The sequence below is a fragment of the Streptomyces peucetius genome (genome assembly GCF_025854275.1).
Lineage (GTDB): Bacteria > Actinomycetota > Actinomycetes > Streptomycetales > Streptomycetaceae > Streptomyces > Streptomyces peucetius_A.
In genome coordinates this window covers 573,868-590,384 of sequence record NZ_CP107567.1, presented here as the reverse complement: position 1 = coordinate 590,384, position 16,517 = coordinate 573,868, and the positions used below count along the sequence as shown (strand labels likewise).

Genomic DNA, 16,517 nt, shown 5'->3' with positions numbered 1-16,517 from the left:
GAACGACCCCTTCGTGCGCGGCCGTGCCCTTTCGATCCGCCGGTACGCCGCGCGCCGGGCCGACCGGGTGACGCGGCCAGGTTTCTGCCGGCACCCGCACGGTTACCCAGGACAAGCCGGGACAACGGCGCACACGGCACCGTGAGGAGCGGAACACCGATGGCCAGTACGAAAGTGTCCGACTACATCCTCCAGCGGCTGCGGGACTGGGACGTGACCCATGTCTTCTCCTACGCGGGAGACGGCATCAACGGTCTGCTCGCTGCCTGGGGACGGGCGGACAACAAACCGAAGTTCGTCCAGTCCCGCCACGAGGAGATGTCGGCCTTCCAGGCCGTCGGGTACGCGAAGTTCTCGGGCAAGGTCGGCGTCTGCGCCGCCACCTCCGGCCCAGGCGCCGTCCACCTGCTCAACGGGCTCTACGACGCGAAGCTCGACCATGTTCCGGTGGTCGCGATCGTCGGGCAGACCAACCGCAGCGCCATGGGCGGCTCCTACCAGCAGGAAATCGACCTGCAGAACCTCTACAAGGACGTCGCCTCCGACTTCTGCGAGACGGCGATGGTCCCCGAGCAGCTGCCCAACCTCATCGACCGGGCCATGCGCACCGCCTACGCGCGGCGCACCGTGACGGCCGTCATCGTCCCCGCCGACGTGCAGGAACTTGACTACAGCCCGCCCCGGCACGCCTTCAAGATGGTCCCCTCCAGCATGGGCCTCGGACGCTACGCACCGGTCCCCGCCGACGAGGACCTCGAGCGCGCCGCCGAGATCCTCAACGCGGGTGAGAAGGTCGCCGTCCTCGTCGGCCAGGGCGCCCGCGGCGCCCGCGCCGAGGTCGAACGCCTCGCCGACGTCCTCGGGGCCGGTGTCGCCAAGGCACTGCTCGGCAAGGACGTCCTCCCCGACGACCTGCCCTATGTGACCGGCTCCATCGGGCTCCTCGGCACCCGCCCCTCGTACGAGCTGATGCAGGGCTGCGACACCCTGCTGATGATCGGCTCCAGCTTCCCGTACACCCAGTTCATGCCCGAGTTCGACCAGGCCAGGGCCGTTCAGATCGACATCGATCCGCACATGATCGGCCTGCGGTACCCGTTCGAGGTCAACCTCGTCGGCGACGCCCGCGAAACCCTGCGAAGGCTCCTTCCGCGTCTGCACCGCAAGGAGAGCCGCACCTGGCGGGACGAGATCGAGCAGAGCGTCGACCGATGGTGGGAGGTGATGCAGCGCCGGGCCGCCGTCGACGCCGATCCGGTCAACCCCGAGTACGTGGTCCACGCCCTCGACGGGATGCTTCCCGACGACGCCGTCGTCACCGCGGACTCCGGTTCCGCCGCGAACTGGTACGCCCGGCACCTGCGCCTGCGCGGCCGGATGCGCGGCTCCCTGTCGGGGACGCTCGCCACGATGGGCCCCGGCGTGCCGTACGCCATCGGCGCCAAGTTCGCGCACCCCGACCGTCCCGCGATCGCGCTCGTCGGCGACGGCGCCATGCAGATGAACGGCATGATGGAGATGGTCACCGCGGCGAAGTACTGGCGCGAGTGGGCCGACCCGCGGCTGATCGTGGCGGTGCTCAACAACGGCGACCTCAACCAGGTCACCTGGGAGATGCGGGCCATGTCCGGTGCTCCGCAGTTCGAGGAGTCGCAGCACATCCCCGACCTGCCGTACGCCGACATCGCCGAACGGATCGGCCTGCAGGGCGTACGGGTCGAGAAGCCCAAGCACGTCGAGTCCGCCTGGAAGCAGGCGCTCGCCGCCGACCGGCCGTTCGTCATCGACTTCCGAACCGACCCGGCCGTCCCGCCGATTCCGCCGCACGCCTCGCTCGATCAGATCGAGTCCGCCGCGGCTGCGATCCTGCACGGCGACAGCGACCGCCGCTCGGTGCTCAAGCAGGGTTTCAAGGCGAAGGTGCAGGAGTTCCTTCCCGGCACCCGGCACCGTGCCGACCGTCCCGGCGCGACGAACGACAGCGCGGACGACGAAAGGTGACGCCGGCCCGTCACACGCCGGAGTCCCGCGGCGGACCGGCCCGTCCGCACCGCCTCGCAGCCCGGGGCATCGCGGCGGCATGACCACCACCATCGGAGTGGAGGAGGAGTTCTTCCTCGTCCGGACCGACAGCCGGACCGTGGAGCCGGCCGGCAGCCGGGTCGTGGCACGCGCCCGTGAAACCGTCGGGGACCTGGTCTCCGGCGAGTTCCACGAGGGCCAGCTCGAGGTGCGGACCCCGCCGTGCGACGACACCGCCGACCTGCTGCGGCAGCTGACCGCCGTGCGGGCGGCCGCCCGTGCGGCCTGCGGCGCCGACGGGCTCGGCCCGTGCGCCACGGGCACGCCCGTCCTGGCCGGGGAGGGAGCCCGTGTCCTCGGCGACCATCCCCGCTACCGCGCGGGTGTGCGGCAGTTCGGGAGCATGCTCGACGACTTCACCATCTGCTCCGCCCATGTCCATGTGCATGTGCCCGAACGGGAGGTGGCCGTACTCGCCGCGAACCACCTGCGCCCCTGGCTGCCGCTGCTGGTGGCCATGAGCGCCAACTCGCCGTTCTTCGAAGGCCGCGACACCGGCTACGCGAGCTGGCGGACCGTCATCCGAGGCCGCTTCCCCGCGCTGAGCGCCCCTCCGTACGTGGACTCCCTCGCCCAGTACGAGCGGCTGACGACGGCCCTGCAGGAATCGGAGGCAATGCTCGACGCGAGCCTCCCGTTCTGGGACGTACGGCCCAACCCGCGGGTGCCCACACTGGAGGTCCGGGTCATGGACGTCCCCGCGGACCCCGCGGACACCGCCGCGCTCACCGCCCTCGTCAGAGCCCTGGTCGTGCGCTCCGTCGAGCGGGTACGGGACGGTGACGCCGGCCCGCCCGTCTGCGGTGAACTGCTGCGCGCCGCCTACTGGCGCGCGGCGCGCGACGGCTGGCCGGGCAGCGGCCCGGACGCCCTCACCGAACGGGTCGTGCCGTTCACCGCCCAGGCGCGGCGGCTGGCCGACCACGTACGGCCGCAGCTCGAGGAGTTCGGCGACGTGCGGTCGGTCGCCGCCTTCCTCCGGCGGCTGGACCTGCACGGCTGCGGGGCACAGCGGCAGCGGGCGTCCTGGGCGCGCCGCTCACGCCTGAGCGACGTCGTCGACGACCTCCTCGCCGTGACGGCCGGTACGGGCGGCGTCAGGCCGGCGTGAGGGTGGTGACCAGCACGTCGCGGCGGGCCGGGGCACCGGCGTCGACCGGCCTGATGGGGGACACGCCGTGCAGGGTGCCCCGGTCGTCGGACAGCAGCAGGCTCGCCGGTTCGTCGAGCGTCACCGACAGCACCTCTTCGCCCTCGGGGTCGTACACGGTGCTCTCACCGCCGGTGGCATTGTCGCGGCCGATCAGCAGCGAGGACACCAGGGTGACGCCGTCCCGGTGCCGGCCCTCCGGAGTGGGCTCCCCGCCGCCGTCCGCCGTGGCGAGGACCCGGAAGGGATGCACCTTGATGCTCCACCGCTCGGCGGCGTCCAGCGCGCCGGCCGTCCGGCCCAGCAGGCGCAGCACGGAACGCAGGACCGGATCGGCGACGAAGGCACCGGTCAGCGGCTCGAAGTGCCGGTCCACCGTCTCGTACAGCGGGTTCGTGTGGTCGGGCTGGACGAACACGGTGTGCGGCAGGAGCCTCAGCTCGCCGGTCGCGGGTTCCAGGGAGAAATGACCGTAGCGCCGCAGTCTGTCGGTGCCGCGCCGTGCCGCGTACTCGTCCTGCGACAACTCCTCCCAGTGGGCCGCGAACCGGACCCAGGCGGCGTCGTCGGCCCCGGTGCAGGCCATGACGTCGGCCGGGCGCATCAGATGTACGCCCTCGGCGGCCAGCGTGGCGCGAGCCGCCTCCTCGGCGGTTCGCGCGGCGGCGTGTCCGGCCGCCGGGTCGGGGAAGTCGGCGTGGGGATCCACGGTCTGCCACCGCCCTTTCTCCGGTGCTGCGCATATGTCGGACCGGTGCCATCATCGGCGCCCCGCACACCGGACGCACCTTCGCGGCCCCGGCCCGGCCCGCCGCTGATGATTGGCGCCCCCGCGGGAGGGAACCCGCCGCTCTGTGCCGCCCGGATCGCCGGTGTGGTCCGGGGCGGCTCCGACGGTGAGGAGTGGTCCCATGAGCGAGCAGACGCCCTCACAGGCCGAGGGCGAGCGACCGGAGGAAGAACTCGGCCCCAACTATGCCCGGACGACCCCGTCGCAGGCGGAAGGGGAACGGGACGAGGAGGTCGAGACGGTACAGGAGGAGAAGGCCGCTCCCGGCCGGCCCGGCCCGAACGGCTGACGACGGCGTGCCGCGGGCCTTCCGCACGGGCGGCGGAGGCCGTTGCGGAAGGCCCGGAGGGCAGGCGCCGTGCGCAGCGGGCACGGCGTGCCGGGTGGCGTCAGGTGTTGCGCGTCGCACCGGCGGCAGGCTGCCGGCGTCGCAGCAGGGCGGAGCCGGCGAGCACCGCGGTCCCCCCGGCGCACAGCACGGCGGCCGCTCTGGCCGAGCCGAAGAAGTCGCCCAGGCTGCTCTGCAGCAGGTTCACCGTGCCCACGCCCGCCAGCGCGTGCAGGGTGATGGCGCCGACCGCCAGCCCGGCGGCGGCCGCCCAGACCGGCGCGGTGTCCCTCACGGCCAGCCAGACGGCGACGACCAGGCAGAGCACCGTGACCGCCACCGACAGCGTCTCGGAGTAGCCGCCGGAACGCAGACCGGCGACGTCGGTCGGCAGATGGATGACACCGCAGGCGAAGAGGACGAGCGCCGCGGGCCAGCGCAGGCCCGAACGCAGGGCGGGAGAGATGGTGTGGCTGTCCGGGCCGGCTGCCAGGGCGCCGTTGAGCGCCGCCATGGGCCACGGGGACTTCTGCGACGGCTCGGTGGCAGCGGCGGGCCCGGAGGCGGCCGGGACCTCGTCCCGGGCGGCGTCGGCGGCGGGCCGGGGCTCCTCCGCCACGGCGTCGTCCGACGCGGACCGCCGTTCGCCGGCGCTGGTGCCGATCATGTTCACGAGCTGCACCACGTCCTCGATGGGCCTGCCGACGGCGGCGGCCCGCAGGGTGGTGTCGGCCTCGTGGAGGGGGTGCGGGTACTCGTTGAGCAGCGCGACCAGCTGCCTGACCTCCTCGAGCGGGCGGGAGACCGCCGCCGCACGCAGGGCCAGGTCACCGGGGCTGTCGACCTCGCCGGTCCGCTTCAGCCGGCTCACCAGGGCGGCGACCTCCTCGACCGGGCGCTCGGTGGCGGCCGTCCACAGCAGCGTATGTATCGGCTGTTCGCTCTCGTTCGCCGCCGTGTCCTGGGCAGCGCCGGCGACGGGGACCGGGTCTGCGTCCGTGCTGTCGTGGAGCGCCTTCGTGCCGGACCACGGCGAGGACGACACCCCCGGCTCCGGCGTCACGGTGCCCAGCGGCCGCGGGTCCTCGATCGCGTCGCGTACGGGCGTCGCCTCGTCGGCCTCGGACTCCGCACCCGGGTCGTCGTACGCGTCGCGTGCGGACGCCGACTCCGCGCCCGGGTCGTCGTCGGCGTCGCCTGCCGACGCGGGCCGGTCCGCCGGGCCGGGCGCCCAGGGCCGGCTCCCGGCCGGGTGGCGGGAAGGAGCTTCTTCGTCACGGGGACCGTCCTGCGGTGCCCGCGGCTTCTCCGCCGGGGTACGGACGGGGGTCGGCCGCTGCGCGGGGTCGGGCCCCGTCGTCTTCGGCTCGCTCGCGTCGACGTCCGTGCCGGTGCCCGTCGACGTCTCACGGGCCGGGAAAGGTTCCGCCTCGGGGCAGGGCGCCTCGGGCGCGGGGTGGACGGGGTCGAGACTCGCGGAGGGCGACGCCCCGGCGGATTCGGGGTGGACGGGGGCGGGCGGGTGCGGGGGGAGCGGCGGCATGGGCGGAACCGCGTGGGTCGCGTACGTCGGGATGGTGCACCCCGCGTCAACGGTCCTGTCGGGCGGCCGCGGTCGGTCGTCCTGGTAGTCGGACGGGGCAGGTGAGCGGGGGTCGGTGGTCATGGCGCGGGCTCCGTTCGCGGAACATCCGGGTAGGCGTACACCGTGTCGTTCGTCGTGCGCCGCCTGAGCGCGCACACTTTGTTACATCTAATGGACATAAAGTGACATTGCGCCATCCGGGAACGGCCGTAGCTGCTCCGGTCGACGGAATGCGCGGGCGGACAGGCCCCGCCCGGCCCGCCCGGCCCGCCGGGCGCCGTCGGGCCGGTGGACCGGGCGGCTGGGGACGCGTTTTCGGCCGGTCATAGATCTCCGCGGACCGGGCACTCGTCGTGTTGACGAATGCCCCTGCCACGCGCTGGAGGACCCATGGCCGTGCACCATCAGCTGATCAGGAAGCCACCCGGCGCGGTGTGGTCGGTCCTCGGCGACCGGGACCGGTACTGCGACTGGGTCGTCGGAACCGCGGACAGCGAACCGGCCGACGGGGACTGGCCCGAGGTCGGCTCCACCCTGCGGTACACCGTGCGGATCGGCCCGTGGACGCTGCACGGCAGAACCGTCGTGCGGCGCTGCGACCGGCCGAGAGCGCTCGAACTCGAGGCCGAGAGCGGGAAGCTGGGTACCGCGCGGATCGCCGTCGACGTGCGGCCCTGGGGCGACGACACCCTGGTCATCGTGGACGAGCATCCGCTGACCGGTGTCGGAGGAGCCCTTCACAACACCGCCTTCGACGCGTTCCTGGTCGTGCGCCACCGCCGCATGCTCAGCCGTCTGGCCGCGGTCGTCGAGGATTTGGCCGGGAGTTCAGGAGCCAGCGATGCCGGACGCAGTGGTGATCGGAGCAGGGCCTAACGGTCTCGTCGCCGCCAACCTCCTCGCGGACGCCGACTGGAGCGTCGAAGTCCTCGAGGAACAGCCGGAACCCGGCGGCGCGGTGCGCAGCGACCGGGGCGTCCACCCGGACTTCGTCAACGACCTGTGCAGCTCCTTCTACCCCTTGGCGGCCGCCTCCCCGGTGCTCGCCGGACTCGGTCTGGAACGGGAAGGGCTGCGCTGGAGCCACGCCCCCCGGGTGGTGGCCCACCCCCTGTCCGACGGCCGGTGCGCCGTCCTGGAACGCCGGCCCGAGGCGACCGCCGCCGCCCTGGACGCCTTCGAGCCCGGCGACGGTGCCGCATGGCAGGACCTGTACGACGTCTGGGACCGGCTGCGCCCGGACATCCTGGACCTGCTGTTCACGCCCTTCCCTCCGGTGCTGCCCTCCCTGCGCCTGGCCGCCCGGCTGCGCGCCTCCGGCGGCCTGCGTCTCCTGCGGACCCTGATGCTTCCCGTACGGCGGCTGGGGGAGGAGGAGTTCGAGGCGGAGGCGGGCAGGCTGCTCCTCGCGGGCAGCGCGCTCCACGCCGACCTCCCGCCCGAGACCGCCGGTAGTGGCGGTTTCGGCTGGCTGATGTCGATGCTCGGCCAGAGCCACGGCTTTCCCGTGCCCGTCGGCGGCGCCGGAACGCTGACCCGGGCGCTGGTCCGCCGGCTCGAACACCGTGGCGGTGCCGTGAGATGTGGCGAACGGGCCGTGGAGGTCGTCGTGCGCGAGGGCCGTGCGGTGGCCGTACGCACGGCGTCGGGCGAATCCGTACCCGCCGTGCGGGCCGTGCTGGCCGACGTGTCCGTACCCGCCCTGTACGGGGAGCTGGTCGGTGAACGGCATCTGCCGGCCCGGATCCTGGGCGATCTGCGCCGGTTCCAGTGGGACTTCGCCACCTTCAAGGTCGACTGGGCCCTGAACGGCGCCGTTCCCTGGACCGCCGCGGAGGCGTCCACCGCCGGCACCGTGCATCTGGCCGACGGCGTCGACGAACTGACCCGGTTCGCCGCCCAGCTGGCGACGGGGCAGGTGCCCGACCGGCCGTTCATGCTCTTCGGCCAGATGACGACGTCGGACGCGACCCGCTCACCCGCGGGCACCGAGTCGGCCTGGGCCTACACTCACGTTCCCCATCTGATCAAGGGCGACGCGGGCGACGCCGGTCTGACCGGACGGTGGGACCGGTGTGAGCAGGAGGCCATGGCCGACCGGATGGAGCAGGAGGTCGAGCGGTACGCGCCGGGGTTCGCGAACCGGGTCATGGCCCGCCGCGTTCTGGCCCCGCCGACGCTCGAGGCCCTCGACGCCAATCTCGCCGGCGGGGCCGTCAACGGTGGTACCACCGCGATGCATCAGCAGCTCGTCTTCCGGCCGCTGCCCGGAGCCGGCCGGCCGGAGACCCCGGTCGAAGGGCTCTATCTGGCGTCGGCCGGGGCGCATCCCGGTGGTGGTGTGCACGGGGCGCCCGGTGCGAACGCGGCCCGTGCCGCGCTGCGGGGGCCCGCCGCACGGCTGCTGAGCCGTGCCCCGCGTGCCCTCGCACGCCGGGACCGCGGCGGGAGGCCGACGGGCCCGGGTGCGCGGGAGCGGTGAGGTCAGCCGCTGCTGCCGTACGGCCGGGTGATGACCTCCATGCCGTGACCGGCGGGATCGTTGAAGTACATGCCGCGGCCGCCGTCGTTGTGGTTGATCTCGCCGGGACGCTTGCCGTGCGGGTCGGCGTAGTACGTGATCCCCGCGTCCTTCACACGCCGGAAGACCTGGTCGAACTCGTCCTCTGAAATCAGGAACGCATAGTGCTGCAGGGGGACTTCGTGATCGACGGTCGCGAAGTCCAGAGTGACGTTGTTGCTGAGGGTGAGGGGAATGAACGGCCCCCACTGCCGGCCGACTTCGAGCCCCAGGATGTGGGCGAGGAATTCGGCGGACTTCCGGTTGTCCCGGGACAGAACGATGGTGTGGTTGAACTCTACCGACACTGTGGAATGCCTCCATAAGGCAAACTCACGGACACCTCCATGCCTCACCCGGTCGGTGACCGACACGCGATGCCGTGCTCATGATCCTAGGACGCCCGGCCGCACGCTGTCATGTTCGATTTCCGGCCGGTGGGCCGGGCCCTTTCCGGCCCTCGTCGCGCCTGATCCGCCCCCTGTGCCGACGGGCGGCGCCGCACGGTGTGGAGTTCAATGGAGGCCCGGGGTTCCACAGCCCTGCCGCGTCTGCGGTACCGGACTCGGAGCCCGGGAGCGCCACCTGGGAGTGATCGACGCGTGAGCACCAGCGGCCACATCGTGAACAAGGGATCGGAGCGGCCGGAGGATTCGGCTCTGCTCGTGATCGATCACGACGGCGCAGTGCTCGCCTGCACCGGTGGTGCCGTCGACGTCACCGGATGGCCCGCCGCCGAACTGCGGCGCCGCACCGTCGAGGAGCTGCTGGCCGGCCCGGACACCTGGTCCGTGCTGCGGGGCCGCACCCCGGACCACCGCCCGCGCTCCGTGCGGACGGCCTTACGGTGCGCCGGCGGCTCCCGGTCGATGCAGCTCGACCTGCTTCCCCTGGACGGCCCCCTGGCGGCGCGTTTCCTGATGCGGCTCGTGCCGGCCGCCGTGGCGGACCGGCGGGACGAGGACGACGCGCTGCTCGGAGCACTGTTCTCGCAGACCGGTATCGGCCTCGCCGTCCACGACAGCGAGCTGCGGATGACCAGAGGCAACACACTGCCGAACGACCCCCGCCCGTCCGCCGGTCCCGCGGGCCGGCGGCTCGACGAGGTCCTCGTGCCGGAGGACGCGCTGTCCGTCGAGGCGCAGCTGCGTCACGTCGTGACCAGCGGCGAACCGCTGATCGACTTCGTCACGCCGGCCCGGCTGGCCCAGGCACCGGAACGCGAACGGACCGTCTCCCTGTCCGCCCTGCGCATGACCGGCGGGGACGGCGTCGTCCGTGGCGTCGCCGTGACCTTCACGGACGTGACCGAACAGGAACGGGCCCGGCGCCGTTCGTCGCTGGTCGGCACGGCGGCGTCCGCGCTGGGCCGCTCCCTCGAGGTCGGCCGCAACACACAGGTGCTGGCCGACCTGCTCGTGCCGGCCTTTGCCGACCTCGCCTGCGTGGACATCACGGAGGCCGTGCTCGTCGGCGAGGAACCCGGCGAATTCGTCACCGGGGCACCGTTGCGCCGGGTCTCCGCCGTCGCCGGGGGCGGCCGGGCCTGGCCGGCCGAGCTGTATCCGCCGGAATCCGTCATCCGCGTCAAAGGCTACGAGAGCGATCGGCTGCGCGGCGGTTCGGCCGTCATCGTGCCGGACATCGAGGAGTTGCGGCCCAGGATCGCCCATGACGCGGAGCGCCGCCGGCTGGTGCTCGCGCCGGGTGCGGCCTCGTACATGGTCGTGCCGCTGCAGGCCCGTGGCCACGTCCTCGGCGCGGTGTCGCTGTGGCGTTCGCCGGAGCAGCCGCCGTTCGACGTACGCGACGCGGCCGTAGGGGAGGACATCTGCTCCCGCGCGGCCCTCGCCATCGACAACGCGCGGCGCTACACCCGCGAACGCCGCACGGCGGAGGGTTTGCAGCGCAGTCTGCTGCCCCGGCCGGTGCTCAAGTTGACGGCCGCCGAGACCGCCGGGATCCATGTGCCCGGCAGGACGCTGGCCGGCACGGGCGGCAGCTGGTTCGACGTCATCACGCTGTCCTCGAGCAGGGTCGCGTTCGTCGTCGGGAACGTACGGGGCCACGGTCTCAACGCCGCCGCGGCCATGGGCAGTCTGCGCACCGCGGTGCGCACCCTCGCCGACCTGGACCCGCCTCCCGAGGAGCTGCTGACGCATCTGGACGACCTCGTCGTCCGGCTCGCCGAGGACGAGCAGGGCGACTTCGACGGTACGGTCCGCGGCGCGACCTGCCTGTACGCCGTCTACGACCCGGTCACTGCGCGTGCGTCGATGGCCGGCGCGGGCCATGCCGCGCCCGTGCTGGCCCGCACCACGGGTGAGGTCGACCGGGTCGATCTGCCGCCGGGGCCGGCGCTCGGGCTGGAGGGCGCCCCGTTCGAACCGGTCGAGGTGGCCCTGCGGCCCGGAGACCTGCTGGCCTTCACGGCGGGATCGCTCTCCGAGGCCCCGGGCACCGGCGCGGGCCGGGTGATCGAGTACCTGCGGACCATGAGCGGTACGGGCGCCGGGGACGCGACGGCGGTCCCTGAGATCGGCCGGGAGATGCTGGCCCCCTTCCTGGCGCAGCCGCCCGACGACGACGCGGCGCTGCTGCTGGCCCGCGTGGCCGCCTCCCCCGAAGGGTCCGTCGCCGACTGGGAGTTCCCGGCCGACGTGCGAATCGTGTCCGACGCACGGGCGCTGGTGACGGAGCGGCTCGCCGGGTGGGGGCTGGACGAACTCGTCTTCACCACCGAACTGATCGTCAGCGAGCTGCTCACCAACGCCATCCGCTACGCCGGCGGCCCGGTGAGCGTACGGCTCATCCGCGACCAGCGCCTGGTCTGCGAGGTCTCGGACCCGAGCGAGACCCAGCCCCATCTGCGCCGGGCACGGGTGACCGACGAGGGCGGACGCGGACTGTTCCTGATCGCCCAGCTCACGCACCGGTGGGGGAGCAGATACACGGCAGCGGGCAAGACCATCTGGACGGAGCAGTTGCTGCCCGGCTAGGGACGGCCGGGATCTGTCGGAACAGGGGCCTTCGTGGTCCACTGGTGGCACGGGGAGAGTGGCCGATGGACGCGGAACACGGACGCAGCAGCAGAGGCACACGGCGACACGGCGGCGGTGTGGTCGCCATGCTCACCGCCGTGGTGCTGGTCGTGTCCCTCTACGGGTGCACGGGCACGGAGCCGGGGCCCGGACAGACCACGCCACCGCCGTCCGAGCAGGACACATCGTTCTTCACCGGGCTGCCCGCACGCCAGGGCCCGGTCCTCGCCGTCAAGATCGACAATGTCCGTGCGGCGCGCCCCCACACCGGCCTCAAAGCGGCCGACCTCGTGTACGTCGAGCAGGTCGAGTCCGGCCTCAGCCGGATACTGGCCGTCTTCTCCTCCCGGCTGCCGCAGCGGATCGGCCCCGTGCGCAGCGCGCGGGAGTCCGACCTGGAGCTGCTGCGGCAGTTCGGCCGGCCCGCGCTCGCCTACTCCGGCGCCCAGTCGGCGCTGAGGCCACTGATCGAGGCGGCCCCCCTTGCCGCACTGCCGCAGAGTGCGGCGCCCGAGGCGTTCGTCCGCTCCGACGACCGCCGGGCTCCGCACAATCTGTATCTCCGTCCCGAACGCGCCCTCGCCGCCGCTCGCGACGTGAGCGACTCCTCCGACATCGGCATGCGCTTCGGCGCCGCCCCCGGCGGCGGGCGCCCGCTGACCGAGCACACCGTGCGCTACCCCTCCGCCCGGTACACCTTCACCTGGTCGCCCGAGCGCAAAGGCTGGCTGGTGGCCATGGACGGCGCCGCCGCGCGGACCACGGACGGCGGCCGGCTCGCGCCGGCGACGGTGGTCGTGCAGTACACCGAGGTGCGCCCCTCCCGGTTCCGCGACCGGTCCGGCAGCGTGTCCCCGTACACCGAGACGGTCGGTTCGGGTACGGCGCTGGTGCTGCGCGACGGCCGCGCTTTCGACGCCCGGTGGCAGCGGACGGCCGCGGACGGTGACACGGTCTTCACCGACGCGGCGGGGGAGCGGCTGAACTTCGCCCGTGGACAGGTGTGGATCCTGCTCACCGCAGGGTGAGCCGCGCCCGGGTGCGCGCAGGACAACGGCTGCCGGGTCGTCCAGACTCGTAGGAAAGGGGTCGCTGGCCGGTTCCGCCGGTCGCTTGTGAGGTCTGCTTCGTGCACGACGTGCCGTACTGGCTGTGGGTCGTCTTTGCCGCCGCGGTGCTGATTTCGCTGGCGGTCGATCTGCTTGCCCACCGGCAGGCGCACATCATCGGTTTCAGGGAGGCAGCGGCCTGGAGCGCGGTGTGGGTCGGTCTGGCGGTCCTCTTCGGCGGAGTGGTCTTTCTCGTCGTCGGCGTACAGGCGGGCGTCGAATACACCACGGCCTGGCTGCTGGAGAAGAGCCTGTCGGTGGACAACCTCTTCGTGTTCGCGCTGATCTTCGGCTACTTCAGGGTCCCACGGGCCTATCAGCACCGCGTCCTGTTTCTGGGCGTTCTCGGGGCGCTGGTCTTCCGCGGGGTCTTCCTCGCCGCCGGTGTGGCCGTCGTCAGCCGCTTCACCGCAGTCCTGTTCGCCTTCGCCGCGGTCCTCTTCTACAGCACCTACAAGATTCTCAGGGAGGAGGAGGACAGCTTCGACCCCGGCAAGAGCATCGCCGTGCGCCTGCTGCGCAGGCTCATGCCGGTGTCGGACGAGTACGCCGGAGCGAGGTTCTTCGTCAGGGAGGCGGGGAGGCGGGTCGCCACGCCGCTGCTCGCCGTCGTCGCCGCGATCGAGGCGGCCGACCTGGTCTTCGCGGTGGACAGTGTGCCCGCGGTACTGGCGGTCAGCAGCGACCCATTCATCGTCTACACCAGCAACGCGTTCGCCATCCTGGGTCTGCGGGCGCTCTACTTCATGCTGGCCGGTCTGCTGGACCGGTTCCACTACCTCAGCAAGGGCCTGGCGCTGATCCTCGCGTTCATCGGCGTCAAGCTGATCCTGCAGGCCTCCCACGAGGTGATCAGCAGCGCCGTCCCCGAGATCCCCTCGCCGCTCAGCCTGGCCGTGATCGTCGTCGTCCTCGCCGTTTCCGTCGCGCTCAGCGTGCTGAAGCCGCCCCCCGACGACCGGGAACCCGGGAAGGACCGCTGACCGTCGCGCCGAGCCGGCCTCAAGGGGAGTTCAAACGCGGGCAAAGCGGTCGTAAAGTGGGGTCATGTCGGGTGAGAAGCATGCAGCGGGGCGCGCCGGGCACACCTGCCCGGTCTGCGGGCGCGCGGTGCCGACCACGGTGGAGCGGCACAAGACGCTGGGCGTCTACGTGCCGGTGTACCGGGAGGGCCCGTGCGACAACAAGGACTGCCCCGGTGCCCGGGCGGAGAAGCCGCCCGGGCCGGGTGAGGAAGAACCGGTGAAGGACGGCGGCTCCTGAGGGGACGCCGCTCAGGGCCGTAGGACGGCCGGACCGCCGGAACCGGGCGGCCGGCCGGCGTCCGCCGCGCGGTCCGCGGAGATCAGCCGGTGCAGACGGTCCGCCGCCGCCCGGCCGAACGCGGGAGCGTTGATGTCCGCGTCGTACTCCACCACCTCGACCGCGCTGCCCCGCAGCCCGTCCCGCAGCGCGGCGAACAGTGCCTCGTCCAGTGCCGGATCGTGGTACGGGCCGCCGGGCGCGCCCAGGGTCGACAGGCCGCGCAGGGGCACGCACACCTCCGCGGGGCCGGCGGCCGCCCGCAGCTTGGCGGCGACGCGGCGGCCCAGTTCCGCACACTCCTCCGCCGTCGTGCGCACCAAGGTGATCGACGGATTGTGCACTTGGACGCGGCGCTCGCGCAGATGGCCGGGGAGCGTGTCGAGCGGCCCGAACTTGACCATGTCGAGCGCTCCAAGGCTCACCACCTGGGGCGTGCCCCGCCGCCCGGCGGCGGTCAGCCGGTCCGGCCCCGCCGTGAGGATCCCGCCGGCCAGGTCGTCGGCGAGCTCGCTGAGGGTCAGATCGAGCACACCCGCGAAGAGCCCCTGCCCGGCCAGCGACTCCAGCGTCCGGCCGCCGGCCCCGCTGACATGGAACACCAGGACCTCGTAGCCGAGTCCGGTCAGCCGTTCACGGGCCGCGTCGACGCCCGCCGTCGTCACGCCCGCCATGCTCGCCGCGATCAGCGGCCTGCCGTCTGCGCCGAGCTCGGCGGGCAACAGCGCCCGGGGACCGGCAGCGAAACCTTTCGCCATGCCGGCCGCAGCATCGGCGGCGTTCGCCAGCACCGGCGCCAGGACGCTGTTGACCCCGGCGATGTCGACGACGCTGTACATCATGGTGATGTCACTCGCGCCGACGTACGGCGACACGTCGCCGGCCGCCATCGAGGACACCATCACCTTCGGCACGCCCAGCGGGAGCCGGCGCATCGCGCGGGTCGCGATGGACGTGCCGCCGCTGCCGCCGACGGCGAGGACCGCGTGCAGCCGGCCCTCCTCGTACAGCCGCAGCACGGTCCGAGCCGCCCCGCGGGCCATCGTCGTCACGGCCGTGCCGCGGTCGGCGTCCGAGCGCAACGCGGCCAGGTCGGCCCCGGCCGCGCGGGCCACCTCGGCGCGCGGAACGTCGGCCCGTATCCGCGGCTCGCCCACGATGCCGGCGTCGACCACCAGCACCTCGGTTCCCACAGCCAGCAGCCGCTCGCGCAGCCAGCCGTACTCCACACCCTTGGTGTCCAGCGTGCCCACCAGTACAACGGTCGCCATGGCACGTACTGTTCGCGGAAATCCGGCGGGCGGCAAGAGCGCCCGACAGGACGTGCGGGGTCAGGCGGCGGGCGGCGCCGTGCTGTTGCGGACCACCAGACTCGTCGCCAGGTCGATCCGGCTCGCCGCCGGCCGCCGGCCGCGCCCCAGATCCAGCACGAGCCGCGCCGCTGCCTCCGCCATCTCCGTCAGCGGCTGCCGCACGGTGGTGAGCGGCGGTCCGACCCAGCGGGCCAGCGGCAGATCGTCGAAGCCGACGACGCTCAGGTCCTCGGGGATGCGCACGCCCAGCTCCCGGGCGGCCTCGTAGAGGCCGAGCGCCTGGAGGTCGTTGCCGGTGAAGACGGCGGTCGGCGGCTCCGGCAGGCGCAGCAGCTCGAGACCGGCCGCATGGCCGGCCTCGTGGTGGAAGTCGCCCTCGCGTACCAGCTCGGGGTCGGCGGCCACCCCGGCGCTCTCCAGCGCGGAGCGGTAACCGTCGATCCTGGCGCGGCTGCACATCATCCGGGACGGGCCGCCGATCACACCGATACGGCGGTGCCCGAGCTCCAGCAGATGGCGGGTGGCGGCGAGACCGCCCTGCCAGTTGGTCGCCCCGACCGAGGGCACGTCGTCCCCGGGGTCGCCCGCCGGATCCACCACCACGAAAGGGATGTCACGGCTCGTCAGCTGGGCGCGCTGGGCGGCGTCGAGATCGGACAGGACCAGGATCACCCCCGCGGGGCGGCGGGCGAGCACCCCGTCGACCCAGGTCTGACCGGGCATGAGGCGCCCGGCGCTCTCCGAGAGGACCAGCGACAGGCCCTCCTCCCGTGCCACGTTCTCCACCCCGCGGATGACCTCCATGGCCCAGGAGCTCTCGAGCTCGTGGAAGACCAGGTCGATCATCCGGGACTGCTGCGAGGCGCCGCGCCGCCGGCGGTATCCGTGGCGGCGCAGCAACTCCTCCACCCGGGTGCGGGTGGCGGCTGCGACGTCGGCACGTCCGTTGAGGACTTTCGAAACTGTCGGAGCCGACACGCCCGCCGCGCGGGCGATCTCGGCCAGTGTGGCACCGCCCTCGGCCGTTTCGTCCGAGGCGGGATCCTCCGGTCGGGAGTGGACGTCTGCGGGTCTCATGCAGGGATCGTAGCCCGCCGCAGTGCGTGCACAAGGCCCGGCCGCTGATCACGGAAAGCTTTCGCGTGACCTCTTGACGCGCCGGAAACCCCCTCGTACCGTTCCGGCAACATTCGCCAAGCTTTTCGAAACATTCGACAAGGGGCAGTTATGGGGTCGGGCTTTCTCCGCAGAGGTTCG

General features: G+C 72.8%; 14 protein-coding genes. 9 read left to right on the top strand and 5 right to left on the bottom strand.

The features are described from left to right. Positions 1–159 precede the first annotated feature (159 nt). Positions 160–2,001, top strand: coding sequence for a thiamine pyrophosphate-requiring protein (locus OGH68_RS02790; RefSeq protein ID WP_264241713.1), 1,842 nt, complete (start codon positions 160–162; stop codon positions 1,999–2,001). Positions 2,002–2,080: 79 nt separating this feature from the next. Beyond that, positions 2,081–3,193, top strand: coding sequence for a YbdK family carboxylate-amine ligase (locus OGH68_RS02785; RefSeq protein WP_264241712.1), 1,113 nt, complete (start codon positions 2,081–2,083; stop codon positions 3,191–3,193). Here the strand turns inward: OGH68_RS02785 and OGH68_RS02780 are convergent. Continuing rightward, positions 3,180–3,941 (bottom strand): 2OG-Fe dioxygenase family protein, encoded by a 762-nt coding sequence (locus OGH68_RS02780; RefSeq protein ID WP_264241711.1) that lies wholly within the window; start codon positions 3,939–3,941, stop codon positions 3,180–3,182. The genes OGH68_RS02785 and OGH68_RS02780 overlap by 14 nt on opposite strands. 202 nt (positions 3,942–4,143) lie before the next feature. Here OGH68_RS02780 and OGH68_RS02775 point away from each other — a divergent pair, with 202 nt between their 5' ends. Further along, positions 4,144–4,311 (top strand): hypothetical protein, encoded by a 168-nt coding sequence (locus tag OGH68_RS02775; RefSeq protein ID WP_264241710.1) that lies wholly within the window; start codon positions 4,144–4,146, stop codon positions 4,309–4,311. Between the two features lie 100 nt (positions 4,312–4,411). Here OGH68_RS02775 and OGH68_RS02770 read toward each other — a convergent pair whose 3' ends face one another. Next, positions 4,412–6,016: a hypothetical protein gene (locus OGH68_RS02770; RefSeq protein ID WP_264241709.1), complete on the bottom strand. Its 1,605-nt coding sequence runs from the start codon at positions 6,014–6,016 to the stop codon at positions 4,412–4,414. Positions 6,017–6,325: 309 nt separating this feature from the next. Here OGH68_RS02770 and OGH68_RS02765 point away from each other — a divergent pair, with 309 nt between their 5' ends. After that, a complete protein-coding gene (locus OGH68_RS02765) occupies positions 6,326–6,811 on the top strand; it encodes an SRPBCC family protein (RefSeq protein ID WP_264241708.1) in 486 nt (161 codons plus the stop codon). After that, on the top strand, positions 6,777–8,417 hold the full coding sequence (locus OGH68_RS02760; protein WP_264241707.1) for a phytoene desaturase family protein: 1,641 nt from the start codon (positions 6,777–6,779) through the stop codon (positions 8,415–8,417). Before OGH68_RS02765 ends, OGH68_RS02760 begins: the two co-directional genes overlap by 35 nt. Before the next feature lie 2 nt (positions 8,418–8,419). Here the strand turns inward: OGH68_RS02760 and OGH68_RS02755 are convergent, their stop codons facing one another. Next, on the bottom strand, positions 8,420–8,803 hold the full coding sequence (locus OGH68_RS02755) for a VOC family protein (RefSeq protein WP_264241706.1): 384 nt from the start codon (positions 8,801–8,803) through the stop codon (positions 8,420–8,422). A gap of 294 nt (positions 8,804–9,097) precedes the next feature. Between OGH68_RS02755 and OGH68_RS02750 the strand changes: the two genes are divergently transcribed. The 4 genes from OGH68_RS02750 to OGH68_RS02735 all read left to right on the top strand — a co-directional run bounded on the left by OGH68_RS02750 (position 9,098) and on the right by OGH68_RS02735 (position 13,908). Next, positions 9,098–11,494, top strand: coding sequence for a SpoIIE family protein phosphatase (locus OGH68_RS02750; RefSeq protein WP_264241705.1), 2,397 nt, complete (start codon positions 9,098–9,100; stop codon positions 11,492–11,494). 65 nt (positions 11,495–11,559) lie between these two features. Further along, positions 11,560–12,564 (top strand): DUF3048 domain-containing protein, encoded by a 1,005-nt coding sequence (locus tag OGH68_RS02745; RefSeq protein ID WP_264241704.1) that lies wholly within the window; start codon positions 11,560–11,562, stop codon positions 12,562–12,564. 101 nt (positions 12,565–12,665) lie between these two features. After that, positions 12,666–13,628 (top strand): TerC family protein, encoded by a 963-nt coding sequence (locus OGH68_RS02740; RefSeq protein ID WP_264241703.1) that lies wholly within the window; start codon positions 12,666–12,668, stop codon positions 13,626–13,628. 64 nt (positions 13,629–13,692) lie between these two features. Beyond that, entirely contained in the window at positions 13,693–13,908 is a 216-nt protein-coding gene (locus OGH68_RS02735; protein ID WP_264241702.1) for a hypothetical protein, read from the top strand. Positions 13,909–13,919: 11 nt separating this feature from the next. Here OGH68_RS02735 and OGH68_RS02730 read toward each other — a convergent pair whose 3' ends face one another. Together OGH68_RS02730 and OGH68_RS02725 are read right to left on the bottom strand one after the other, a co-directional pair. Further along, complete coding sequence (locus tag OGH68_RS02730; RefSeq protein WP_264241701.1) at positions 13,920–15,218, bottom strand: Tm-1-like ATP-binding domain-containing protein; 1,299 nt, start codon at positions 15,216–15,218, stop codon at positions 13,920–13,922. Between the two features lie 60 nt (positions 15,219–15,278). Continuing rightward, entirely contained in the window at positions 15,279–16,337 is a 1,059-nt protein-coding gene (locus OGH68_RS02725) for a LacI family DNA-binding transcriptional regulator (protein WP_264241700.1), read from the bottom strand. Between the last annotated feature and the right edge of the window lie 180 nt (positions 16,338–16,517).